Raw genomic sequence first — 23166 nt, 5'->3', positions numbered from 1 at the left:
ATCAGCTCAGGCGGAGCGACGCCGGCCACTGTGAGGTGTCGAGGCCGTGAGTACGCACCATCGCGAGGGCGATGCGCTCCATACCGAAACCGACACAGGCACTGTGGGCCTCGTTGCCGTCCGCGGTGCGGATGTCGAAGGTCTGGCCGAAGTGGTCGCGGTGGCAATTGCACGACACCACCGCGGTGCCCTCGTCCAGGTCGCCGTAGAGGCGGACCACGAGCTCGGTCTTGAGGTTCTCGTTGCGCTGGTTCGCGGCCAGCATGCGTCCCGCGCGACCGAAGAACGGGTCGTTGGCGATGACGGGGGAGGCGTCGAGCCCGAGGTCGGCCAGCACCGTCATGCCGCGCTCGATCCACGACTCGCGGTGTTCGACTGCCTGATCGGGCGTGCCGACCTGGACGAACTCGTGCATCCGGAACGCCTGCATGCGAGCAGGATCCACGGCGGGCTCGTGGCGGAAGCAGTACCCGTAGACGTCGAGCATGGTGCCGCCGTCGGGAAGCTGACCGGTGAGCATGGAGTAGGACGGGTGGCACGCGGCCGACACCAGCATGGTGCCGGCGGACTCGAGCCAGTGGTCCCAGTCCTTGCCCTCGGACCGTGCCGCGAGCAGCTCGGCGTGGGCCTTGTTGTCACCGGAGAAAGTGGTGATGGCACCGGTGAGGTTGGGGAACGAGGCGATGTAGTCGGTCTTCTCGAACGCATCGCGCGGGAACACCGGCGGGAACCGGAAGCGGCGCAGCGCATCTCCGTGTGCGGCAGCGCCTGCGGCCTTCACCTTGGAGTCGATGAGATCGATGATGTCCTCGAACTCGCCCGAGCGGCCGTAGAGACCGTCGAGGGAACTGGGGACGAGGAGACCGGCACCGACGAGCTGATCGCGGAAATCGGCGCGGGCGAGATCGAGATCGGAGACCACGTCGCGGTCGAGTGTGGAGGTCATGGTCAGATCCCCTTGTAGACGAGCGAGAGCTGCGCGTTGTGGTTGAGGATGCGCTCGTTGCTCACCATGATCGCGGAACCGTGCGAGTCGCGGAGGTGGCGGCTCATGCGGAGCTCACTGTCCTCGCGGTAGCCGGCAATGCCGCAGATGAGCAGCGCGCGGGCGACGATGTCGATGAGCAGATCGGACGCCGTGACCTTGACGTTGTTGATCTGCAGCGCGAAACCGATGGCGCTGAGCGCAGCCGGATCGTCGGCGATGGAGTCGAACTTCGCGGCGGCCGTGAACACGGTGTCGGACAGCTGCTGATGGACCACGAGCAGCTCGGCGAGGCGCGCGGCGGACGGCGGCGTGACACCGGGCGTCTTGCGGGCCAGCTTCTGCACGGACTTGCGAGCCTTGCGCACCGCGGCGTCGGCGATGCCCAACCAGGCGCCACCCCAGAGGACGTGTGCCGAGGGCAGCATCGTCTGGGCCGAGATGTCGCTGTACGTGGCGGGAACGACCCACTCCGCCGAACCCGATGCGCGGAGCATGAAGCCGGGGCTGCACGTACCGCGGAAGCCCATGGTGTCCCACGTGCCGGTCTTCTGCAGCGTGACGTCCTCGCGCTGACACGCGACGAGCACCTGATCGCTGGGCGCTGCGTCGGGGGACCGACGGGCCGTGGCCAGGATGACGTCGGCGTACTCGCCGTACGAGATGACGGGGGCATTCTTGGTGAGCGTGTAGCGGTCGCCGTCGTACTCCACCGCGCACCCGCTGGTGCGGACGTCGCCACCGATGTTGATCTCGGTGGTGGCGGAGGCCACGAGGGGCTGCTCCACGACCATGTTCGCCAGGAACTCCCGGATGACCGGGGACTCCATGCCGTGGCGGGTCAGCGACAACACCTGCGTGTGGTGCATCGCGTAGATCATCGCGGTGGACGCGCACTCGCCACCGAGAGCGCGGCCCACGGTCGCGAGTTCGGTGAGTGTGAGTCCGGCGCCCCCCAGCGACGTCGGAACCGACGCGGAGAGCAGGCCCGCGGACTTGAGCGCCTGCACCGACTCCGTGGGGAAGCGAGCCTCACGGTCGACGAGCTCGGCGTTGCTGCGCACCACGGCGAGCACGTCCTCGAGCGGGATCTGCGCCAGGCCTGCGGGCGCGTCCGGATCGATGGGGGGAAGGGCGGAGGGAGCCTCGAGTGTGGTCATCTCAGATCACGCCAGCTCTGCGACGGCGTCGGCGATGGCCGAGACGCTCGCGAACGTGGCCTTCTGCAACAGGCGATCCGGGAACTCGACATCGAACTCGTCCTCGAGGCCGATCATCACATTGACGCTCGCGTGCGACGTCAGACCTGCGTCGTACAGATCGGCGTCGTTGGCGACTGCGTCGATGGCGACCGGGAGCTTTCCGTACTTGTCGAGTACCCGGCGGATACGGTCGACGTCCTCTGCGGCCAGAGTGTTCATTGTGTGTCCTCACATAGTCGTCGTGCTCTGCGAAGTTGCGTCAAACAAACGCGCAGGTTCCCGAACCCACTGAAACAATACAGGAGAATGTTTTGTAGTGCCAGTGCATACCTCGTGGCCGAACTCTGTGAAGTTTCCCGATGCGCGGTCGAGCGTCAGCGCGCGGAGTGCCGACCGCTCACGGGGGCGCGTCCGCGGGGCGGCCGGGCGAGCATCACGGCGATCGCGGTGGTGAGCGGAACGGAGAGCGCGAGCGCCGTGCCGCCCACGCACGAGCGGACGATCTCGATGGCCACCGCGTCGCCGGTCAGGACGTTGCCGAACGAGCGGCCGGCGACACTGAAGAGCAGCAGCAGCGGCAGCGCACCACCCGCATAGGCAAGGACGAGCGTATAGACGGTGCTGGCGATGTGGTCCCGCCCGACGCGCATCGCGGACGTGAAGATCGACCGCCGGGTGGCGTCGGGATCGAGTGCCGCGAGTTCGAAGGCTGCCGACGCCTGGGTGATCGTCACGTCGTTCAGCACGCCGAGCGATCCGATGATGAACCCGGCGAGCAGCAACCCGGTGATGCTGACGTGGTCGAGATAGGCCTGCACGTCGGTGTTCTGTTCCTCCGACAGACCGGTCACCCGGGTCAGCCTGATGGCCGCTTCGGACAGTCCCGCAGCGACGCCCATCGACACCACGGTGCCGAGCAACGCCGAACTGGTCCGCAGATTGGGCCCGTGCGCCAGATACAGCACGCCGTAGAGGATGACGGTGCCGCCGACCAGGGCGACGAGGATGGCGGACCGGCCGTCGAGGATCGCGGGGAGCACGAAACCCACCAGCACTCCGAGCGCGAGACCGAGTCCGAGCAGGGCGCGCAGCCCGCGCCACCGCGCGACCACGCAGATGACGACGGCGAAGACCGCGACCACCAGCAGCAGCGGCGTGGTGCGGGAGTAGTCGTCGAACCCGTAGATCGCGGTCCCGCTGTCGTCGGTGCCGCGGACGAGGCGGATCTCCTCGCCGACGCGCAGATCGGGGGTGCCCGGCCCCGGCGTCACCTCGAGCAGGGTGCGGGTGCCCTCGTTCACGCCGGTGTCGATCGAGACGATGCTGCGGTTGCACTCGAAGCCCGAGACGGTGGGCGGAGTGGGGGCGCCGCTGAAGACGCGACCATTGGACGAACTGCCGCACGGACCGATGTCCTGCGACACCACGGTGCCGTACTCGGTGGCCACGACGCCGCCGGCCGCGCTCTGGAACGGCGCGGGTACCTCGACGCTGCGATCGCTGGGCCACAGCAGCACCACGCCCACGATCGCGGCGATGCCGACGACGGCGAGGATGCCGAGCACCAGTCTCGCGGCGATTTTCCCGATGGGGGCGGGACCGGAGCTGTGTCCGTGGCCGTGTGTCACGACGCCAACACTATCGGTGGCGCGGAGAAGGAATTGGGGGCGCGAGTGGCGCAGGACGAAAGCGGGTGGCGGGGAAGCAGGGGGGGTGTCCCCCGCCACCGACCGAGCGGCCCACCGGGGGGGTGGGGGGCCGTTCGGCGCTTTCGGAACCCCGAAGGGCTCATGTACGAACATACCCGCGAACGCACGGTTCGATCATCACGGGGTTGAAAAATGTGCCCGAGACGTTGTGTTGTGTCACACAGCGCGGTGTATGGCACTGCGCGTCACACCAAGTGCAGGTCAGGGAGTGTGCCGGCGCTCCCGTAGGGGTTCCGGGTTCTCGTACGTGTTGCAGCATCCGCGGGAACCTGGAACGCCCGCGGGAATACGGGCACGCCGTGCTGCGAGGGTTCCGTGAGGCGCACACCCCCTGCAGCCTGCGGGGAGGGGTGCGGTGGCTGGAGGACGTGCAGCGCCCCTAGGCCTCCGGGAATTCGACCGCCGCGATCTCCTCCCGCAACTGCTCCTTCAGGTCCGCGTCCGCGTACGACGCGTCCACCCCCGCGAGGGCGAGCGAACGCAGAGCCGACGCGTCCAGTCCCATGCCGTGCGCGGCGAGGTACTCGGTGGTGAGGTCGGTGCCGAACATCGACGGGTCGTCGCTGTTGAGCGTCACCGTCAGCCCCGCGTCGATCATGGCCGGCAGCGGGTGCACGTCGAGCGACTCGACGACGCGGGTCCGGATGTTCGAGGTGGGGGACACGTCGAGCGGGATCCGGTGCTCGATCAGGTGCGCGACGAGCTCGGGGTCGCCGAGCGCGGCGATGCCGTGGCCGATGCGTTCGGCCCCCAGATCACGCAGCGCCGACCAGATGCTGTCCGGCCCGCCGGTCTCGCCCGCGTGGGGGAGCGAATGCAGTCCCGCCGCGCTCGCCCGCGCGAACACGTCGGCGAACTCCGCCCGCGGCACCTCGATGCCCCCGATGCCGAATCCGACGATCGAGTCGACGCGATGCGCCAGCACGGCGTCGAGGGTGCGGTTCGCGGCGTCGGTACCGAAGTCACCCGGGAAATCGGGGATCCAGCGCGCGACGATGCCGGTCTGGGCCTCAGCACGCAGCCGGCCCTCCTCGACGCCCTCGAACACCGCCGCCGCGTCCACCCCACGCATGAGGTGCCCGAAGAGACTGATGTGCATCTCGGTGTACCGCACGGCGTGCGTCGCCAGCGCGGTGAGGCTGTCGTACGCGAGCCGCGCGAAGTCCTCGGGATCGCGCAGCACGCCGATCGACGTCAGGTACACCTCAATGAAGTGCGGGAAGTCGCGGAACTCGAACCACTCCCGCAGCGCGTCCTCCGTGCGCGGGATGGCCTCGACCTGATGCTTGTCGGCCAACGCCTTCAGCGTGCTCGGCCACATCGACCCCTCGAGGTGGACGTGCAACTCGACCTTCGGCAGCGCCTCGACGAACGCCCTGACGGTCACTGCCGGTACGACGACAGGAAGTTGCCGAACCGTTCGATCGCCGTGCGCAGATCGCGGGCCCACGGCAGCGTGACGATGCGCAGGTGATCGTGGTCGGGCCAGTTGAAGCCGGTTCCCTGCACCACCAGGATCTTCTCCTGCAGCAGCAGGTCCTGCACCAGCTTCTCGTCGCTGTGGATCTCGTGCACCTCGGGATCGAGGCGCGGGAAGGCGTACAGCGCACCGCGCGGCTTGACGCAGCTCACGCCGGGAATGGCGTTGAGCCCCTCCCAGGCGACGTCACGCTGCTCGAGCAGTCGCCCGCCCGGCAGGATGAGGTCCCCGATGCTCTGGTGGCCACCGAGTGCGACCTGAATGGCATGCTGCGCAGGCACATTGGGGCACAGCCGGGTGGACGCCAGCAGATTGATGCCCTCCAGGAAGCCTGCGGCGTGGTCCTTGGGTCCGGTGATCGCGAGCCAGCCCGCGCGGTATCCGGCCACCCGGTAGGCCTTGGAGAGACCGTTGAAGGTGAGGCACAGCAGGTCCGGCGCCATCGTCGCCATGGACACGTGCTGGGCGCCGTCGTAGAGGATCTTGTCGTAGATCTCGTCGGCCAGCAGCAACAGGCTGTGCTTGCGTGCCAGCGCCGCGATCCCCCGCAGCACCTCCTTCGAGTACACCGCACCCGTCGGGTTGTTCGGGTTGATGACCAGCAGCGCCTTGGTGCGATCGGTGATCTTCGACTCGATGTCCGCGAGGTCGGGGTTCCAGTCGTTCTCCTCGTCGCAGCGGTAGTGCACCGCCTTGCCGCCGGACAGCGTCGTCATCGCCGTCCACAGCGGGTAGTCGGGCGCCGGGATGAGGACCTCGTCGCCGTCGTCGAGCAGCGCCTGCATGGTCATCGTGATCAGCTCGGACACGCCGTTGCCGAGGTAGATGTCGTCGACGTCGAGGAACGGGAAGCCGTCGACCAGTTCGTAGCGAGTGACGATGGCACGGCGGGCCGACATGATGCCCTTGGACTCGGAGTACCCCTGCGCCGTGGGGAGCGCGGCGATCATGTCGCGCACGATCACGTCGGGTGCCTCGAAGCCGAACGGCGCCGGGTTGCCGATGTTGAGCTTCAGAATGCGGTGGCCCTCGGCCTCGAGACGGGCGGCGTGGGCGTGCACGGGTCCACGGATCTCGTAGAGGACGTTCTGCAGCTTGACGGACTGCTCGAGCGGGCGCAGCGTGCGCTGGCCGGCCTGGCGCGGCGTCGTGTCTGATGTGCTCACGTCCGCCATCGTCTCACTGTCGGCCCCGTCGAGTGGTCTGCCCCCGAGCAGTCCAGTGACTGTCGGGGGCAGACGGTGAGTCGACGGGCGGTGTCAGCTGTCCTTCGACGCCTCCGCGACGTCCGCCAGACGTTCGGCGTCGTCGCGCTTCTCGGCGGCGTCCTCGAGCTTCTCCGCCGCGTCCTCGATCTCCTCGGTGCGCGGAGCCTTGGCCTCGGCCTCGCGGCGTTCGACCTCCGAGAGCTTCGCTTCACGCTCGGCCTCGGCCGCCGAGATCCGCTTGTCGGCGATGTCGTCGGCGCGCGACTTGCGGTCCTCGAGTCGTGCGGCGGCCTTCTTGCCCGCGGCCACCTTGATCTCGATCTCCTGGTCGGCCGCGTCGGTCGCCTTCTCCTCGGCGGTCTCGCGAGCCTTCTTCGCCCGCGTCGTCGCCTCGTCGACCCTGTTCTGCGTCTCGCGCGTCGCCTGTGCACGCTTCTCGCGGGCCTGCGCCTCGAGACGGGTGGCCTTCTCGAGATCCGCGGCCGCGCTGCGCATCTTCTGGCCGCGCCGCGCGAGGTCCTCGTCACCCAGGACGGCACCCGCGGTGGCGTCGATGCCTCCGACGATCTGCTGGTACGTCGCACGGACCGGACCCTCGGCGTCGAGCCGACTGATCACGGTGGACTCGAACGCCTGCAACGGAAGTCGTGCGATCGAGTACTGCAGTCGCAGGATCCGGCGGGGCAGGGACAGGCTCACTTGGTCTCCTCGGTGTCGGTCGACGCGGCCTCGCGCTCGGCCCGGGCGGCGCGCTCGCGTGCCTGCGCCGCCTCCTGCTCCAGTGCGTCGGCCTCGTCGAGCTTCTCGTCGTACTCGCTTCGCGCAGCGGAGATCTCGTCGGCCGCACGGGCCTCCTCCTGCTGCCGCTCGCTGGTGGCCTCGGCGATGCGCCGCTCCGACTGTGCCTCGGCGGCGACGCGACCCTGCTCGGCGTCACGCATCGCGTCGGCCTCCGCCGTCGTGTGCGCGCGGAGCCGATCGTTCTGTGCCGCAGCCTCGGTCGCGTCGGTGCGGTCCTCGACGGACTGCCGTGCGACGTCCGCCTCGGCCTCCGTCTCCGCGATGTCCTGTTGCGCCTCCTCGATCTCGAGGGCGGCGGCGGTCTCGGTGGCCTCGGCCTCGCGGCGGCGTTCCACCTCCGCCTGCTCGAGCCGTCCGCGATCGGCGAGTTCGTCGTTGTTGGTCACGGCGCCGGCCACTTCCTTGGCCCGGCCCTTGATCTTGTCGACGAAGTCGCTGCGCGCCTCGGAGGCTGCACCCTGGTTCTCGGTCACGAAAGGCTCCTTCTGATGATCGTCACTTGGGGTCTTCCTTGGCGAGTGCGCGAAATCCCTTGGCGCCGGCGCGGTCGACCCCGGCCTTGACCAGCCCGTACACGACGCCGTGCAGCGCTGCGGCGATCAGGACCTCACGGTTGGTGCGTGAGAGGTCCTTCGGATCGGGCATCTCGGCGTCGTTCTTGCCGACGCGCTTGTAGATCTGGTTGAAGATCTGTCCGGCGACCAGTCCACCGACGATGCTCGTGGCCAGGGAGAGCGGCTTGTAGAACGCCTTCGACGTGCTGGTCATCGGCCGGCCAGGATGTCGAGGACGCTCTGCCGGCGCAGCGCCGTGCGCGCACGACGGCGGCGGACCAGGGCCACGAGGACCACGGCGGCGAGCGCACCGGCGAGCGAGATGCCCGCGACCTGCGGGTTCTCCTTCACCTGCGCGACACCCTCCTGTGCCTTGGCGACGCCCTGCTGAGCTACCTCCTGCACCTTCTCCGTCGACTCGTGGGCCGCGGCGGAGACGCGAGCGGGCACGTCGACCTTGGCCGCGAGCGCCTCGACGGTCTCGGCCAGCTCCTCGCGCTGCTGCTCGACGGACGGCGGCTCGGCATCGGCCTCGGTACGCAGGGCGTGACGCGGTTCGGACGCGTCCTTCGGGTCGGTCATGAGTGAGCCTTTCGGGCGTTCTGGACGGTCTCGACGTCGCGCTGGACGCTGGCGACGGTGGCGGCAGGTGCAGGCGGAACGGCATTTTTCGCCTTGGTCGCGCCGACCTTGGCGAGGATGCCGCCGACGATCAGCAGGACGACGGCGACGATCAGTGCCGCGAGCCACGGGTCGAGCACCGTCGCCAGGCCGAGGACGGCGGTGGCGACGAGGGTCGCGAGGCCCAGGAACAGCAGCAGGGCGCCGGCGCCGGAGACACCGATGCCGACCCCGAGCTTGGTGCCCTTCGACTTGACCTCGTCGAGTGCGCTGCTCACCTCGGTGCGCACCAGCGTGCTCACCTGCTGGGTCAGGCGCTCGACCAATTGCACGGTGGACAGATCGGCCGCGGCCGGTGCGCGGCCGCCCGTATCGCTCGTGTGCCGGGTTTCGTTCATGAGCCGGGTTGTACCCGCGACCCGACCGGGCGAAACGGGAGCCTCCAGAGGTCCGCGCCCAGATCGTGGACTGTTCACAACGTCGGGACGGCCTCGGGCGGTGTCCGAAATGACACAGTTGGACGTCGAGGATCGGATGGGGGACGTGGCTGTGAGAAGTGTCGTGGTGCCGGCTGTGGCCAGCCTGCTCGTGGGTGGGGTGTTGTCCGCCGGCGCGGTGGTGGGCCTGACATGGTCCGCTGAGGAGACCGTCCGGCCGGAGCCGGTGGTCACCGCCGATCCGTCGGCCTCGGTGCTCGGCGACGTGCAGTACGGGAGCAGGTGACCGACGTGGCGCGACCTACCCTCCTGCGCGGCAGCGCGTGTGTCCTGCTCGCGATCGGCAGTGCGGCCGTGGTGGGGGCGATCATGCTGCCCACCTACGTCGAGCATCGACTCGCGGTGACGCCCCTGGACATCCGCACCACGACGGTCGCGGTCACCGATCCGGGAACCGGCGGCGACGTGCTCGACGCGACGTCCATCACGCGTCCCGGCCCGCTGTCCGTGGCCACCGGGGTCCCGCTGGTGGTGCAGCGCTTCATCACCACCGAGGATCCGAGCGACGCGGATCGCGTGACGTTCCAGTCCGGCGCGACCGTGCGCCGTGCGGACCGGGAGGGCGATGCCGGTCTGCTGACCGCGTCGGTCGACCGGGTCACCGTCGATCGACGCACGTCGCAGCCGGTCGATCCGGTGGCGTCGTTGCAGACCACCGTCGGCAAGCCCGCCATCCCGGTGCCGCGGACCGGATATCAGCAGCGCTTCCCGTTCGACACCCAGCCGATCACGTACTCGGTCTACGACGCGACGGCCTGGACGAGCTTCCCTGCCGAGTTCGTCGAGGAGATCTCGATGGACGGGCTCCCGATCTACCACTTCCGCACGCAGGTCACCGGTGCCGATCTCTCCGAGACGACGCAGTCGCCGATCAACTCCGTGACGTTGCCCGCGTCGAAGTGGGGGCTCGAGGGGCTCGGTGAGCAGTCGATCACCATGAAGCGGTACTACTCCACCGTTCGCGACATCTACGTCGAGCCGCGCAGCGGCAGCCTCGTCGGCGGTCGTGAGCAGCCCTACCAGTACTTCGCGCGCGACCCTGCCGTTCCGGAGGTCACCGTGTTCAAGGCGACCCTCGGGCTCGACGAGGACGGGCAGAAGGAGCAGCTCGACCGCGCCCGCGAGTCGGCCACCAAGCTGATGTGGCTCACCGACCGCGGACCTGTGCTGCTGTGGTCCGTCGGGGGCGTCGGTCTGGTTCTGGGTGCGGCGCTACTCGTCGTCTCGGGTCGGCGTTCTCAGCGCTGACGGTGCGCTGCCCCGGACGGGGTGGCGGTGAGGAAGGTGGGGGTGGGCAGCCCGGCTGCCGATGCCGCCTCGGTGACCGCGTCCGCGACCGCCTCGGTGCGCGTCCGGTCGACCAGGGCGATGGCCGAACCGCCGAACCCGCCGCCGGTCATCCGGGCGCCGAACGCGCCGGCGTCCAGCGATGCCCGGACGGCGGAGTCCAGTTCCGGCGAGCTCACTTCGTAGTCGTCACGCAGTGATCGGTGCGATGCGGTCAGCAGCGCCCCCAACGCCGCGAGATCGGGTGTGGCGTTCAGGAGTTCGGCCGCCTGCTCCACGCGGACGATCTCGCTGGTGACGTGCCGGACGCGTGCCGCCGACACCTGGTCGGTCATCGCGGACGCCGCCGCCGGGTCGAGACCGCGCAGCGTCGACACGCCGAGGTCGGCGCACGCCTTCTCGATCGACGCGCGCCGCCGGCCGTACTGACCGTCGACCAGCCGATGCGGTGCGTTCGTGTCGATGACGAGGATCTCCGCGTCCGGGAGATCGAGCGGAATCTGCCGGGAGGAGAAGTCGAGACAGTCCAGCAGCAACGCGTGGCCCGGTTCCGCGAGCATCGCGATCGACTGATCCATCCCGCCCGTCGATGCGCCGGCGATCTCGTTCTCGGCGCGGATGCACGCGTCGATCAGTGCCCGCCGGTCGGCGTCGAGATCGAACAGGTCCCGAAGCGCCACCGCCACAGCACATTCGAGAGCAGCCGAGCTGGACAGGCCGGAGCCCACGGGGACGGCCGAGTGCACCGCGATGTCCGCGCCCATCGTGAGCCCCAGCGCCCACGAGACGCCGGCGACGTACGCGCCCCACCCGTCCGGGCTGCCGGGAGCGATGGCCGACAGTGCGATACCCCAGTGCATGTCGGAGCCTGTCGACGCCGCCCGCAGTACTGCGTCGTCGCGTCGGCGGGCCGCGACGGCGGTGACGTAGGGCAACGCGAAGGGAAGGACGAGCCCGCCCGCGTAGTCCACGTGCTCGCCGATCAGGTTCACCCGTCCCGGCGCGATCCAGACGCCGTCCGGCTCGCCGCCGAAGGTCGTGCGGAACCGTTCGACGGCACCGTCGGCGAGCTCGGCCTCGTCGACGACCGGCAGCCACGCGGTCACGCGAGCACCTCCCGGAACCTGTCCGCGATGGCCTCGGGTGTGGTGTCGTTGATCCACGCGCCCATGGCGGACTCGGATCCGGCCAGGAACTTCATCCGCCCCGGCGATCGCATCATCGAGAACAGCTGCAGGTGCAGACGCCCGAGATCACGGTCCGCACCGACGGGAGCCTGATGCCACGCTGCGATGTACGGCACCTCGTCGACGCCCTCGAAGAAGTCGTCGACGGCACGCAGCAGAGCGCGATACACACCGGCCAACGCGTCGCGTTCGGCCGTCGACAACGCAGCGAGATCGGGAACGGCGCGGCGCGGGGCGAGGTGCACCTCGACGGGCCAGCGGGCGGCCGCCGGCACGTAGGCCACCCAGTACTCGGTGTCGACGACGATGCGGCGGCCGGACCGCAGCTCGGTGTCCAGTACGTCGGACAGCAGTGAGCGACCGGTGCGCTCCCGGTGCAGCCGGGACTGCCGGATCATCGCGTCGGTCCTCTGCGGCAGGTACGGGTAGGCGTAGATCTGCCCGTGCGGGTGAGTGAGGGTCACCCCGATCTCCCGCCCCCGGTTCTCGAAGCAGACCACCTGGCGCACCCCCGGGAGGGCGGACAGCGCCTCGGTGCGGTCGGCCCACACGTCGACGATGGTGCGCACCCGGTGCAGGTCGAGCGAGGCGAAGGAGGCGTCGGGGTCGCTGGCGAAACACACCACCTCGCACCGGCCCGTGCCGGCAGCGAGCGGCCAGAGCTCCTCGCCGTCGACGTGCGACGGAAGGTGCTGCGCCGCTGCCGACTGCGCGAGGGAGGGGAAGCGATTCTCGAAGACCACGACGTCGTAGTCGGCAGCGGGGATCTCGGTGGGTGGGCGTCCCGGGCGGCTCGGCGCGAGCGGGGACGCGTCGGGCGGTGGGAGAAACGTGCGGTCCATCCGCTGCGCGGCGATGACCACCCAGTCGCCGGTGAGCACGTCGAGTCGCATCTGCGACAACGACTCCGACGCGGGGAGGGGGCGCGTGTCCACCAGGTCCCGCGTCTTCTCCCCGGACACCCAGGGCTCGGAGTCGTCGAAGTACAGCAACTCTCGACCGTCGGCGAGGGTGGTGCTGGTCTTGCGAACGACGTGCGTCGACGGTTCGTGCATGGTCATGCCTGTGTGTTCCTCGCTCTCGGCTCCCCGGACCACATCGTGCACGGAATCGTGATCAGGCGCTGACGGTTGCGAAGATCTCCGGGCCGCGGCTGGTCACCAGAGCCACGGCTCGACGGCGGGCCACCGCCACGATGCATCCGCCGAGCAGCAGGGAGACGACGGGCGCGAGCCAGACGAGGACGCCCGGGAGGGCCAGCGCGATCAGGACGCCCGGCAGGCACAGGAGGGCACCCCCGGCCATCACGGCGAGCGTCCACCCGATCGCACGGCCGGTCATCGACCCGCGGGAATTGAACGCGCTCCCCGCAGTCTGTCCTGCGACGACGTACGGGCTGGCCGCCGACTGCACGGCGCCGGCCGCGGCGGTGGCCAGGGACGCGGCCACGACGACGGCGGCCGCCACGGGGAGAGTGCGCGGCGACGGATCGCCGACGAGGCGACCGAGGACAGTCCCGACGGCGCCGAACACCACGGCCACCACCGCCGCGATGACGAGACGCGCGTCGATGACGCGTCCTGCCACACCCGGCACCGACGTGACGCGCCACGCCGCTGCGCCGTCGAGGCCGTACGAGTTGGCGAACATGCTGCTGGTCAGCAGGATCACGATCGGTGCGCCGTACTGCAGGCCGTAGATGTCGGTCGAGGTGGCCATGAGCACGACTCCGACGAGCAGGAACACCCCCGGCATCGTCAGCAGTCCCACTCGGCGCGGATCGACCAGCAGCAACCTGCTCTCGGCGGCGATGGCCGTGATCATCGGTCCACGCGCACGGAACGTCGTCGTCCGACGGCGGTCGGTCCGGGAGCGGGGCGGCGTGCTGTCGAGCGCGGCCGACACCGCCGAGGTCCACCACCGCACCACCAGTGCGCCGAGTCCGGCGAGCGCGACGGCGACGAGGACGGGCACCCACCACCTCCCGTCGTCGACTGCCTCGCTCGACACCGCCGCCCATCCCGTCGGCAGGACGCGCACCGCGGTGCGCAGAAAGGTGTTGTCGGCGAACGACGTCGAGACGTTGCCGAGCAGAAGGAAGGCCGCGTACGCGGCCGCGGCGACGACGGTGCCACCGATCGTCGAGAGGATGCGGCCGCGTGGAGTGCGCGATGCCGCATCCAGGCGGAGGACGGCGACACGGGACACGGCGAGCGCGACACCGACGGTGAGCAGGGCGATCACGGCGGTCACGATGCGTGCCACGGGCGAGACGTCCGGAACCGCGACGGGCGTGAGGGCGAGTCCGACGACGAGGAAGACGGTCACCCCGCTGCGCGCACCGATGAGGGCGAGGGCTCTCCGGAGATCGTCGGCACGCACCGGTAGATGGCGCACGTGCGCCGGGACGAGTCCGCGGTCGCCCACTCCGGTCAGCAGGGGAGCGACGACGGTAAGGACGACCACCACCACGGCGCACAGTGCGGCGAGCGTGGCACGCGCCGAGGGCTGTGCGCTCAGCGTGATCGCGTACATCGCCCCGAGCGACGCGATCGCGGTGATCACGATCGCGATGCGGGCACCCGATCCGGTTGCTGCTCTGCGTATCTCGCGATCCAACGACAACAGTGTGCGGACCGGCGCGTTGATCATGAGCCCAGCCATGGCAACTCGGCCGCCTGGTCACCGCCGCCGACCGCGTCGAACAGCGCGCCCTCGAGGGTGCCGCCGGCACGCACGTCGTCGATCGTGCCGGCGGCCAGCAGAGAGCCGCGGGCGAGAATGGCCACGTGCGAGCACATCTGCTCGATGAGCGGCATGGAGTGGCTCGACACCATCGCGGTGCCGCCCCGCGCGACGAAACTCTCGAGAAGGTGCCGAATGGTGCGGGCGGACATGGGGTCCACCGCCTCCAGCGGCTCGTCGAGCACGAGGAGCCGCGGCGAGTGGATCATCGCCGCGGCCAGGCCGATCTTCTTCTTCATTCCGGCGCTGTACGTGGAGACCGCGCGGTCACCGGCCTCGGCGATGTCCAGCACCGCGAGCAGTTCCTCGCAGCGTTCGTGCGCCACCGCCGGATCGAGACCGTGCAGCACTCCGACGTAGTGCAGTGCGCGCCGACCGGGCAGGGCCTCGGGGAGGGACGGCCCGTCGGGAAGCAGTCCGACGCGCCCGCGGGCGGCGACCGGATCGGCCCACACGTCGTGACCGTCGATCCACACCTGCCCGGCGGACGGGCGCACGATGCCCGTCGCCATCGACAGAAACGTGGTCTTGCCTGCTCCGTTGGGTCCCACCAGCCCGTACAGCGTGCCGGCCGGCACGAACAACGACAGGTCGCGCACGGCCGGTGCGCTCCCGTCGTACTGCTTGCTCAGCCCCCACGACTGCAGCGCGCCGGGTGTCTCGTCCACGGTCGACATGCGATCCCCCTCGTCGGTTGCGGTACTTTCCGACACTAACCAGACCGCCTGGCATGTCGCTACCCGAGCGGGGCAGAATCGAGGGATGTGCGGTCGCTACGCCAGTACCCGGTCCGACGACGACCTGTCGTCCATCTTCGATGCCGCCGTGGCGCTGGGGGAGGCGCCGGAACCGTCCTACAACGTGGCGCCCACGGATCCGGTGCGCATCGTGCTCGAGCGTGGGGAGGAAGCGCGCCAGCTGCGGACGGTCCGATGGGGTCTGATCCCGTCGTGGGCGAAGGACCGGAAGATCGCGAGCAGGCTGATCAACGCGCGGTCCGAGACCATCACCGAGAAGCCGGCGTTCCGCAAGGCCGCGGCGAAGCGGCGCTGCCTCGTGCCCGCCGACGGGTACTACGAGTGGGAGAAGCGCGAGGGGAAGAAGATCCCGCACTTCCTGCACACGGACGGTGTTCTCGCGATGGCGGGACTGTACGAGCTGTGGCCGGATCCCGCACTGCCCGAGGATGATCCGGGCAAGTGGGTGTGGACCACGACCGTGCTCACCACGACGGCCACCGACGCGCTGGGGCACATCCACGACCGGTCACCCGTCGTGGTGCCTGCGGACATGCGCGATGCCTGGTTGGACCCGGCGCTGACCGATCTCGGCGCGGTGGCGGACCTGGTCCAGTCGATGCCCGAGCCGCACCTGTCTCCGTACGAGGTGAGCACGGCCGTCAACAGCGTGCGCAACAACGGGCCGCAGTTGCTCGAGCCGGTGGCCTGACGAGGGGTCGAGTTGCACTTCGAGCACTTCTGCGCCATGCTTAGCGCATAATCGCGCTAAGGAGGCGTCATGACCCTGATCGAGTGGCTCGGATCCACCGCGTTCGTGTCCTTCGGGGCACCCACGTCGTGGGTCGAGGTCGTCGGATTCGTCACGGGCGCCACCTGCGTCGTCCTGGTCGCACGGCAGTCGGTGTGGAACTGGCCCATCGGTATCGCCAACAATCTGGCGTTCGTCCTGCTGTTCTTCGGCGCCGGGCTGTTCGCCGACGCGGCGCTGCAGTTCGTCTACATCGCTCTCGCCGTGTCCGGATGGGTCCTGTGGGTCGGCGGCGGCACGCAGGGTCCGCTGGTGGTCACGTCCACCAGCCGTCGGGAATGGTGGTGGCTCGGCGCCGTCGGCGTGACGGCCACGCTGGCCATGACGTGGTTCCTCGACACCGCGACGACGTCGGTCGTGCCGTTCTGGGACGCGGTGACGACCGTGCTGTCACTGCTGGCGACGTGGGGCCAGGTGACGAAGCGTCGTGAGTCCTGGTTCCTGTGGATCGCCGCGGACGTCGTGTACGTGCCGCTCTACCTCTACAAGGACCTGGTGCTGACCGGTGTTCTCTATCTGGGATTCATCGCGCTGTGCGTTGCCGGGCTGCGAGCGTGGACACGGTCGATGACCCCCGCCGCCGTCGAGGTGCCGGCATGAGGCACGCGCTGATCATCGGCAAGTTCTATCCGCCGCACGTCGGTCACCACGCGATGGTCCGGTTCGCCGCCACGGTGGCCGACCGGGTGACCGTCGTGGTGATGGCAGCCACCGTGGAGTCGCTGTCTCTGCGAGACCGTGTGGCGTGGATGACCGAGTCGCACGCAGGCGAGAAGACGGTCACGATCACCGGCATCGTCTGCGACGCACCGATCGACCACACCTCACGGGCCGTGTGGGCGGCCCAGGTGGCGTGCATGCGCGCGGCCGTCGGGAACGAGCCCGTCGACGTGGTGGTCACCAGCGAGCCGTACGGCGAGGAACTGGCGCGGTGGTTCGACGCTCGACACGTGCCGTTCGATCTGCCGCGCAGCACCTTCCCGGTGTCCGGGACCGCGTGTCGACGCGACCTCGCCGCCTCGTGGCGCTGCCTCGACGCGCCCGCCCGAGCCGGTCTGGCGACGCGCATCGTCGTGGTGGGTTCCGAGTCGACGGGCACCACCACCGTCGCGGGCGCGCTGGCTGCCCACTTTCGACAACGGTGGCCGGACACCGAGTGCGTCGACGAGTTCGGCCGGCAGGACACCCTCGACAAGGTCGCGGAGGTCGGATCGGTCGACGACATCGTGTGGACCGGTGACGACTTCGCCCGCATCGCGCGCACCCAGACTGCCCACGAGGACGCGGCAGCGCGGCGCGGATCGCCTGTGCTGATCTGCGACACCGACGCGTTCGCGACGACGGTGTGGGAGCGGCGTTACCTCGGCCCCGAGTCACACCACGCCGTCGCCGACGATCGCCCCGCCGTGTATCTGGTGACGGATCATCACGGAGTTCCGTTCGTGCAGGACGGTATTCGTGACGGTGAACAAGTGCGGGCGGACATGACCGGGTGGTTCCTCGACGCGCTCACGCGCACCGGCCGGTCCTGGGTGTTGTTGACGGGGAGCCGTGAGGAGCGCCTGCAGTTGGCGATCCGGGTGGCGGAGCAGGAACTTCGGCGACGAACCACCTTCACGGCGCCGCTCGGCGGCATACTCGAGGCATGACCGCACTCGAGCATTCCGACTCCATCGTGATCGCCGCGTCGCCCGACGCCGTGTACGCCCTCGTCTCCGACGTGACCCGGACCGGGGAGTGGAGCCCGATCTGCCAGCAGTGCTGGTGGAACGACGGCGGCAGCGCCGACGTGGTCGGGTCCACCTTCACCGGGCGCAACGTCACCGCCGACCGCACCTGGGAGACGGTCTCGACCGTCGCCGTCGCCATCCCGGGCACCGAGTTCGCCTGGCTCGTCGGCGACTCGTTCGTGCGGTGGGGTTACACCCTCGAGGCGATCGACGAGAACTCGACGCAGCTCACCGAATCGTGGCTGTTCACCGAGCAGGGGATCGAGTACTTCCACACGAAGTTCGGCGATCGCGCGCAGGAGGAGATCGAGATCCGCCGTACCGCCGCACTCGACGGGATTCCCCGCACGCTCGCCGCGATCAAGGCGATCGTCGAGTCCTGACATGCACGGTGAGCACGTGGTGGTGGTCGGGGGTTGCCGGGTCCGCCCGCGCCTGGAGGGGGTGTGCACACCTGGCGCAGTGAGCGCACACCCTTCGCTGCAGGCTGCTGGGGGTGTGCGGTTCATGCGGGGGGTGTGCGGTTACGGGCGAGTGCTCGCCGGATGCGCTCGATGATGATGCTCGGCGTGGCCAGGTCCTGCCACGTCCAGCGCACCACCGTGTAGCCCGCGTCGCGCAGTGCATCCTCGCGGAGCTTCTCCCGCCAGAGCACGTCGGCCGGGGTCTCGCCCGCCGGTACGAGCCGTCCGTACTTCACACGACCGTCGAACTCGCCGATCACGTTGGAGCCGTCCACCAAGAAGTCGACACGGTAGGACGTGTTGCCGCACGTGATGGTGTGCTGAGTGGAGACCGCGAAGCCTGCAGCGTGTAGCAGCACGCGACTGCGTGATTCACCGACACTCTCGGACCCGGCGTCCATGAACAGCGCTACGCGGTGGGCTCGCGCATGGCCACTGCGGGTGGGGCGTCGAGAGAGTACTTCCTCGACCTGCGCGCCTGCCAGTCCGAATCGACGTGCTGCATCGTCCGCCGCGCAGACCGCTTCCTCGAACGGCAGGCAACAGGCCAGATCGGCAATGGTGCGGCTGACGGTAGTCGAGCGGAATCCCGCCACATCGGTGACCTCGTCGGCGTCATAAGGCGACGCATGAACGTGACGCACGGGGCCCGTACGGCCGCCTGTACGCCGGTTGCGCGCGATGTGAACTGCTGAGAGGGGCACGTTCCACAAGTCGATACCGTGAGCGATCGCTGCCGACGCATGGCTCAGCACTGCGTCGGGGGCCGTGTTGCCGGTCGTCATCATCGCGCGCGCCAGGAGGAGGTGGCGCTCCTGGCCGGAGAGGTCCGCGATGTCGTCCGAGCTGGCGTAGGCACCACGGCGCACACGTGTGAGATCTCCGGTTCTGCACATGCGCCGCAGTTCGGAGTCCGTGTATCCCTGAGTCAATGCCTCCGAGCGGGAGGTGATGCGCGCCATCGGTCGATCGTTGCCGACGTTGGCGTCTCCGATCGGTGCCCGTGCGCTCGCTGTGGACAGCGCGCACCCTGTGGATGAGCGAGCGCACACGGCCTACGTCAGGCGAACACCTGCTGCGGAGTGCTGGAGGCGGTGTTCGGTTGGTGCAGGAGGTGTTCGGTAAGGAGGCTTGGTCGCTGGTTGCTGGTCGCCGCACGCGTTGGCCAGCGCCAGGGTGTGTACACACCCCTGTCATAAAGCGAGCACCCCCTCCAGCGTGCTGAAGGGGGTGCTCGGTTGGTGCAGAGGGTGTTCGGTCAGGACCTCTTGCCCGGCGCCTTCGCTCCCGACTTGAACCCGAGCCCACCGGCCTTCGGCTGCGGCGGCGCCGGGGTGTCTGCGGGTTCCGCGGCACCGTTCGACTCGGCGGCACCGTTCGACTCGGCAGCACCGTTCGACTCCGGCGTAGGAGCGGCCGTCTCCTCGGGTGCCTGCTCTGCGGGTGCCGCCGACTCGGGTGCCTGCTCGGCAGGTGCCTCCGGCTCGGGCGCTGCGGCGGGTGCCGCGGAACCCGGTGCCTTGGCGCCCGGCTTCTTGAAGCCGGACTTCACGGCGAGACCCTTGGCCTTGACGGTCGGCATCGACTCGGTCGCCTGTGCCGGTGCCTCGGCTGGTGTCTCAGCGGAAGCCTCGGCCGGTGCCTCGGCAGACGCCTCAGCCGCCGGTGCGGCCGCGGAACCCGGTGCCTTGGCGCCGGGCTTCTTGAACCCGGACTTCACGGCGAGACCCTTGGCCTTGACGGTCGGCATCGACTCGGTCGCCTGTGCCGGTGCCTCGGCGGGAGCCTCGGACGGTGCCTCAGCAGAAGCCTCGGCAGGAGCAGAAGCCTCGGCCGGTGCCTCAGCCGCCGGTGCGGCTGCGGAACCCGGTGCCTTGGCGCCGGGCTTCTTGAACCCGGACTTCACGGCGAGACCCTTGGCCTTGACGGTCGGCATCGACTCGGCCGCCTGTGCCGGTGCCTCGGCAGAAGCCTCGGACGGTGCCTCGGCCGGCGCCGCAGCAGAAGTCTCGGCGGGAGCAGAAGCCTCGGGAGCAGGAGCTGCCGACCCCGGTGCCTTGGCGCCGGGCTTCTTGAACCCGGACTTCACGGCGAGACCCTTGGGCTTGACCGTCGGCAACGACTCGGATGCCTCACTGGCCGTCTCGGCGGGAGCGTCGGTCGGTTCCGGCTTCTCGGCCGGAGCAGCTGCGGCAGATCCCGGTGCCTTCGCGCCCGGAGGACGACCCTTGAGCTGCAGCCCCTTGCCGCCCGGTGCCTTCGCCTTGCCGGCCATGCCGAGGCCCTTCGGCTTGGACGCGTCGGCTGCGTCGTCACCGTCGGCGTTGGGCGACTCGGCGGGCTCGGCCGGAGCCTTCGCACCGGGTGCCTTGGCGCCCGGAGCCTTGGCCAGGCCCTTCATCTTCAGACCCTTGCCGGGCGCGGGGGCAGCGGGATCGCCACCCGCAGCAGCCGTCTCGATCTCCTCGACGCGACCCTTCTCCTCCTCGGCGGCGACGTCCTCGGTGGCGACGGACTCGGCCTTGGGGGTGTCGACGGGCTCCTCGGCAGGGACGACCACGGGCTTGGCCCGCGGCACCACCTTGATGTTCTCGCCGAGCTGTGCGGAGTCCAGGCGCGTGATCGAGCTGAGGAGCATCTGCGAGACGTCGATGACCTCGACGTTGTCGTTGCCACCGGCCTCCTGGCGTGCGGTGACACCGTCGTTGAGCATGACGCGGCAGAAGGGGCAGCCGGTCGCGATCTTCTGCGTCGCGGTGGTGCTGCCACCCAGGGTGTCGAGCGCTTCGTCGACGCGGTCGATGTTGATCCGCTTGCCGATCTTCTCTTCCATCCACATGCGAGCACCACCGGCGCCGCAGCACATGGAGCGCTCGCCGTGACGCGGCATCTCCTTGAGCGTGGAACCCGACGCGGCCATCAGCTCGCGGGGTGCGTCGTACACCTTGTTGTGGCGTCCCAGGAAGCACGGGTCGTGGTACGTGACGTCCTCTTGCACCGACGCCACCGGCACCAGCTTCTTGGCCCGCACGAGGCGGTTGAGCAGCTGGGTGTGGTGCACGACCTCGTACTTGCCGCCCACCTGCGGGTACTCGTTGCCGAGTGCGTTGAAGCAGTGCGCGCACGTGACGACAATCTTGCGACGGCTCTCGTCGACACCCTCGAACACGGAGTTCAGGGTCTCGATGTTCTGCATCGCGAGCTGCTGGAACAGGAACTCGTTGCCCGCGCGGCGAGCGGAGTCGCCGGTGCAGGTCTCCTCGGCGCCGAGCACCATGAACTTCACGCCAGCGGTGGCGAGTAGTTCCGCGACGGCCTTGGTGGTCTTCTTCGCGCGGTCCTCGTAGGCGCCGGCGCAGCCGACCCAGAAGAGGTACTCGAAGTCCTCGAAGCTGTCGGCGTCCTGGCCGAAGACTGGCACGTCGAAGTCGAGCTCCGAGATCCAGTTGGTGCGGTCCTTGGCGTTCTGGCCCCAGGGGTTGCCCTTGTTCTCCAGGTTCTTGAACAGGCCGGCCAACTCGGAGGGGAACTCCGACTCGATGAGCACCTGGTAGCGACGCATGTCGAGAATGTGGTCGACGTGCTCGATGTCGACGGGGCACTGCTCGACGCAGGCGCCGCAGTTGGTGCAGCTCCACAGCACCTCGGGATCGATGATTCCGCCGAGACCGCCGTCGAGAGTGGTCTCGCCGACCAGCGGGCGCTCGGCCTCGTCACGGGCGGCCTGCGGGATCTTCGCGAGCTTGGCCTCGTCCGGCTTGCCGTCCGCGTCGACCAGGCCGATCTCGTCGCCCCCCATGTCCTTGCGGCCACCGGCGAGCAGGTACGGCGCCTTGGCGTTGCCGTGGTCGCGGAGCGAGGTGATGAGCAGCTTGGGTGAGAGCGGCTTTCCCGTGTTCCACGCCGGGCACTGCGACTGGCAGCGGCCGCACTCGGTGCACGTGGTGAAGTCGAGCCAGCCCTTCCAGGTGAAGTCCTCGATCTTGCCGGCACCGAACGCGTCGACGTCGGGGTCGGCCTCCTCCATCTCGAGGACCTTGCCGCCGGACATCATCGGCTTGGCCGCGCCGAGCGCGACTCCGCCGTCGTCCTCACGCTTGAAGTAGATGTTGAAGAACGCGCTGAACCGGTGCCATGCGACACCCCACGTGATGTTGCGGCCGACGATCAGCAGCCAGACCATGCCGGACATGAGCTTGACGAAGGCGAAGATCGAGACCAGGACCGCGCTCGCGGGGAGCAGCTTGGCCAGGTTCATGGTGAAGAAGTCGGTCCACGGGTTGGCGTGTCCGTAGGTGGCGATCTTGCCGGCCTTCACGAAGATCATGCCGAGGCCCTCGAGCAGCACCACGAATTCGACGAAGTAGGCGGCACGGAAGTTGGAGCCGGAGAAGCGGGAGAGGCGCTCGGGGGAGCGAGGGTGGTTCCGCTGCCTGATGATCATCAGCGTCACGATGCCGATGACGGTGCCCAGGCCCAGGATCTCGTCCATCAGGTGGTAGATCGCGAGGTCACCGATGAGTGGCCAGTGGAACTCGGGATTGAACGTCTGCCCGTAGGCCTCGAACCACAGGATGGCGCCGAGCATGAAGCCGACCATCACCAACCAGTGCGCCCAGCCGACGGAGCGGAACTTGTTCATCCGGGTGTGCGCAGCGAACTCGATGCACATCTGCTTGAACCGCGGAACGAACGGTCGCAGACGTGTCCTGTCCGGCTGTCCCAGCGCGATGGATCGCACCATCATCGCGGCACCGCGGAAGAAGTAGGCCCAACACACGATGCTGAGCAGGGCACCGACGGTGCCGAGGGTGATCGTCAGGGCATTCATGACGCTGCCTTTCTTCGGCGACGGCCATTCCGTCGCCCTACGCTTCCGGCCGGCCACAGGGGGCGGTCCGACGGTCAGCCCGGATGCATCTGTCCCACTCGAAGTTACCAGCCGGTAACCACAAGGGTTCTACCGATCGGTAACTTAGCATTTCGGTCGACATCACCGCAGGTCGGACGGAGGGCTGATCCGTCCCGCACACGCGATGAGCCCTACCGTATTACGGCACAGCGACAGGCCTCCCGCACAGGTATTCCTAACTTGCCTCATGGGTAACTTCGGGCCGCCGAGGAAGTCGCCCCTCATCGCGACCATTT

Annotated in this window: 23 protein-coding genes; 6 read left to right on the top strand and 17 right to left on the bottom strand. The window is 69.0% G+C overall.

Features of this window, described 5'->3' with window-relative positions; genetic code table 11:
* Position 1: 1 nt before the first annotated feature.
* The 11 genes from BR07_RS0120145 to BR07_RS0120095 form a co-directional block, all read right to left on the bottom strand.
* On the bottom strand, positions 2-946 hold the full coding sequence (locus BR07_RS0120145) for an amino acid--[acyl-carrier-protein] ligase (RefSeq protein ID WP_027506960.1): 945 nt from the start codon (positions 944-946) through the stop codon (positions 2-4).
* A gap of 2 nt (positions 947-948) precedes the next feature.
* Positions 949-2145 (bottom strand): acyl-CoA dehydrogenase family protein, encoded by a 1197-nt coding sequence (locus BR07_RS0120140; RefSeq protein ID WP_027506959.1) that lies wholly within the window; start codon positions 2143-2145, stop codon positions 949-951.
* Positions 2146-2151: 6 nt separating this feature from the next.
* Entirely contained in the window at positions 2152-2406 is a 255-nt protein-coding gene (locus BR07_RS0120135) for an acyl carrier protein (RefSeq protein ID WP_027506958.1), read from the bottom strand.
* 155 nt (positions 2407-2561) lie between these two features.
* Complete coding sequence (locus tag BR07_RS0120130) at positions 2562-3815, bottom strand: YibE/F family protein (protein WP_027506957.1); 1254 nt, start codon at positions 3813-3815, stop codon at positions 2562-2564.
* A gap of 460 nt (positions 3816-4275) precedes the next feature.
* The gene (gene add / locus BR07_RS0120125; RefSeq protein WP_027506956.1) at positions 4276-5283 is read right to left on the bottom strand and encodes an adenosine deaminase; all 1008 of its coding nucleotides are present in this window, start codon (positions 5281-5283) and stop codon (positions 4276-4278) included.
* Entirely contained in the window at positions 5280-6551 is a 1272-nt protein-coding gene (locus BR07_RS0120120; protein ID WP_027506955.1) for a pyridoxal phosphate-dependent aminotransferase, read from the bottom strand. The genes add and BR07_RS0120120 overlap by 4 nt, the downstream gene beginning before the upstream one ends.
* A gap of 84 nt (positions 6552-6635) precedes the next feature.
* Positions 6636-7283 (bottom strand): hypothetical protein, encoded by a 648-nt coding sequence (locus tag BR07_RS0120115; RefSeq protein WP_027506954.1) that lies wholly within the window; start codon positions 7281-7283, stop codon positions 6636-6638.
* A complete protein-coding gene (locus BR07_RS0120110; protein ID WP_027506953.1) occupies positions 7280-7858 on the bottom strand; it encodes a hypothetical protein in 579 nt (192 codons plus the stop codon). Before BR07_RS0120110 ends, BR07_RS0120115 begins: the two co-directional genes overlap by 4 nt.
* Positions 7859-7880: 22 nt before the next feature.
* On the bottom strand, positions 7881-8153 hold the full coding sequence (locus BR07_RS0120105) for a DUF4235 domain-containing protein (protein WP_027506952.1): 273 nt from the start codon (positions 8151-8153) through the stop codon (positions 7881-7883).
* A complete protein-coding gene (locus BR07_RS25685; protein ID WP_051613631.1) occupies positions 8150-8521 on the bottom strand; it encodes a DUF3618 domain-containing protein in 372 nt (123 codons plus the stop codon). The genes BR07_RS0120105 and BR07_RS25685 overlap by 4 nt, the downstream gene beginning before the upstream one ends.
* Positions 8518-8958, bottom strand: coding sequence for a phage holin family protein (locus BR07_RS0120095; protein ID WP_051613630.1), 441 nt, complete (start codon positions 8956-8958; stop codon positions 8518-8520). Before BR07_RS0120095 ends, BR07_RS25685 begins: the two co-directional genes overlap by 4 nt.
* A 109-nt stretch (positions 8959-9067) precedes the next feature.
* Here BR07_RS0120095 and BR07_RS0120090 point away from each other — a divergent pair, with 109 nt between their 5' ends.
* Both BR07_RS0120090 and BR07_RS25680 read left to right on the top strand, forming a co-directional pair.
* On the top strand, positions 9068-9283 hold the full coding sequence (locus tag BR07_RS0120090; protein WP_231476456.1) for a DUF2613 domain-containing protein: 216 nt from the start codon (positions 9068-9070) through the stop codon (positions 9281-9283).
* A gap of 5 nt (positions 9284-9288) precedes the next feature.
* Entirely contained in the window at positions 9289-10305 is a 1017-nt protein-coding gene (locus BR07_RS25680) for a DUF3068 domain-containing protein (RefSeq protein WP_162246758.1), read from the top strand.
* Here BR07_RS25680 and galK read toward each other — a convergent pair.
* From galK to BR07_RS0120065, 4 genes are read right to left on the bottom strand one after another with little or no spacing between them, the layout of a single operon-like run.
* On the bottom strand, positions 10296-11450 hold the full coding sequence (galK, locus tag BR07_RS0120080) for a galactokinase (RefSeq protein ID WP_027506949.1): 1155 nt from the start codon (positions 11448-11450) through the stop codon (positions 10296-10298). The genes BR07_RS25680 and galK overlap by 10 nt on opposite strands.
* Positions 11447-12592: a galactose-1-phosphate uridylyltransferase gene (gene galT / locus BR07_RS0120075; protein ID WP_027506948.1), complete on the bottom strand. Its 1146-nt coding sequence runs from the start codon at positions 12590-12592 to the stop codon at positions 11447-11449. Before galT ends, galK begins: the two co-directional genes overlap by 4 nt.
* A 55-nt stretch (positions 12593-12647) precedes the next feature.
* Positions 12648-14195, bottom strand: a complete 1548-nt coding sequence (locus BR07_RS0120070; protein ID WP_155957118.1) for a hypothetical protein — start codon at positions 14193-14195, stop codon at positions 12648-12650.
* Positions 14180-14953: an ABC transporter ATP-binding protein gene (locus tag BR07_RS0120065; RefSeq protein WP_027506946.1), complete on the bottom strand. Its 774-nt coding sequence runs from the start codon at positions 14951-14953 to the stop codon at positions 14180-14182. The genes BR07_RS0120070 and BR07_RS0120065 overlap by 16 nt, the downstream gene beginning before the upstream one ends.
* Positions 14954-15038: 85 nt before the next feature.
* Between BR07_RS0120065 and BR07_RS0120060 the strand changes: the two genes are divergently transcribed.
* From BR07_RS0120060 to BR07_RS0120045, 4 genes are all read left to right on the top strand, one after another.
* On the top strand, positions 15039-15725 hold the full coding sequence (locus BR07_RS0120060) for an SOS response-associated peptidase (RefSeq protein WP_027506945.1): 687 nt from the start codon (positions 15039-15041) through the stop codon (positions 15723-15725).
* A gap of 69 nt (positions 15726-15794) precedes the next feature.
* A complete protein-coding gene (gene pnuC / locus BR07_RS0120055) occupies positions 15795-16424 on the top strand; it encodes a nicotinamide riboside transporter PnuC (protein WP_037186937.1) in 630 nt (209 codons plus the stop codon).
* A complete protein-coding gene (locus tag BR07_RS0120050; RefSeq protein WP_027506943.1) occupies positions 16421-17473 on the top strand; it encodes an AAA family ATPase in 1053 nt (350 codons plus the stop codon). The genes pnuC and BR07_RS0120050 overlap by 4 nt, the downstream gene beginning before the upstream one ends.
* A complete protein-coding gene (locus BR07_RS0120045) occupies positions 17470-17937 on the top strand; it encodes an SRPBCC family protein (protein WP_027506942.1) in 468 nt (155 codons plus the stop codon). Before BR07_RS0120050 ends, BR07_RS0120045 begins: the two co-directional genes overlap by 4 nt.
* 122 nt (positions 17938-18059) lie before the next feature.
* On the opposite strand, the gene BR07_RS0120040 is transcribed toward BR07_RS0120045, so the two are convergent.
* Together BR07_RS0120040 and BR07_RS0120035 are read right to left on the bottom strand one after the other, a co-directional pair.
* A complete protein-coding gene (locus BR07_RS0120040; protein WP_027506941.1) occupies positions 18060-18980 on the bottom strand; it encodes a type IV toxin-antitoxin system AbiEi family antitoxin domain-containing protein in 921 nt (306 codons plus the stop codon).
* Positions 18981-19276: 296 nt separating this feature from the next.
* The gene (locus BR07_RS0120035; protein ID WP_027506940.1) at positions 19277-22849 is read right to left on the bottom strand and encodes a (Fe-S)-binding protein; all 3573 of its coding nucleotides are present in this window, start codon (positions 22847-22849) and stop codon (positions 19277-19279) included.
* Between the last annotated feature and the right edge of the window lie 317 nt (positions 22850-23166).

The organism is Rhodococcus sp. UNC23MFCrub1.1 (assembly GCF_000686025.1).
Lineage (GTDB): Bacteria > Actinomycetota > Actinomycetes > Mycobacteriales > Mycobacteriaceae > Rhodococcoides.
This window is presented reverse-complemented; position numbering and strand designations above follow the sequence as displayed.

Excerpts from the sequence above, each read along its gene's own strand:
- BR07_RS0120145 (WP_027506960.1), bottom strand. The coding sequence starts at position 946 with ATGACCTCCACACTCGACCGCGACGTGGTCTCCGATCTCGATCTCGCC.
- BR07_RS0120140 (WP_027506959.1), bottom strand. The coding sequence starts at position 2,145 with ATGACCACACTCGAGGCTCCCTCCGCCCTTCCCCCCATCGATCCGGAC.
- BR07_RS0120135 (WP_027506958.1), bottom strand. The coding sequence starts at position 2,406 with ATGAACACTCTGGCCGCAGAGGACGTCGACCGTATCCGCCGGGTACTC.
- BR07_RS0120120 (WP_027506955.1), bottom strand. The coding sequence starts at position 6,551 with ATGGCGGACGTGAGCACATCAGACACGACGCCGCGCCAGGCCGGCCAG.
- BR07_RS0120105 (WP_027506952.1), bottom strand. The coding sequence starts at position 8,153 with ATGACCAGCACGTCGAAGGCGTTCTACAAGCCGCTCTCCCTGGCCACG.
- BR07_RS25685 (WP_051613631.1), bottom strand. The coding sequence starts at position 8,521 with ATGACCGACCCGAAGGACGCGTCCGAACCGCGTCACGCCCTGCGTACC.
- BR07_RS0120095 (WP_051613630.1), bottom strand. The coding sequence starts at position 8,958 with ATGAACGAAACCCGGCACACGAGCGATACGGGCGGCCGCGCACCGGCC.
- BR07_RS0120090 (WP_231476456.1), top strand. The coding sequence starts at position 9,068 with ATGACACAGTTGGACGTCGAGGATCGGATGGGGGACGTGGCTGTGAGA.
- galT (WP_027506948.1), bottom strand. The coding sequence starts at position 12,592 with ATGACCATGCACGAACCGTCGACGCACGTCGTTCGCAAGACCAGCACC.
- BR07_RS0120070 (WP_155957118.1), bottom strand. The coding sequence starts at position 14,195 with ATGGCTGGGCTCATGATCAACGCGCCGGTCCGCACACTGTTGTCGTTG.
- BR07_RS0120065 (WP_027506946.1), bottom strand. The coding sequence starts at position 14,953 with ATGTCGACCGTGGACGAGACACCCGGCGCGCTGCAGTCGTGGGGGCTG.
- BR07_RS0120060 (WP_027506945.1), top strand. The coding sequence starts at position 15,039 with ATGTGCGGTCGCTACGCCAGTACCCGGTCCGACGACGACCTGTCGTCC.
- pnuC (WP_037186937.1), top strand. The coding sequence starts at position 15,795 with ATGACCCTGATCGAGTGGCTCGGATCCACCGCGTTCGTGTCCTTCGGG.
- BR07_RS0120050 (WP_027506943.1), top strand. The coding sequence starts at position 16,421 with ATGAGGCACGCGCTGATCATCGGCAAGTTCTATCCGCCGCACGTCGGT.
- BR07_RS0120045 (WP_027506942.1), top strand. The coding sequence starts at position 17,470 with ATGACCGCACTCGAGCATTCCGACTCCATCGTGATCGCCGCGTCGCCC.
- BR07_RS0120040 (WP_027506941.1), bottom strand. The coding sequence starts at position 18,980 with ATGGCGCGCATCACCTCCCGCTCGGAGGCATTGACTCAGGGATACACG.
- BR07_RS0120035 (WP_027506940.1), bottom strand. The coding sequence starts at position 22,849 with ATGAATGCCCTGACGATCACCCTCGGCACCGTCGGTGCCCTGCTCAGC.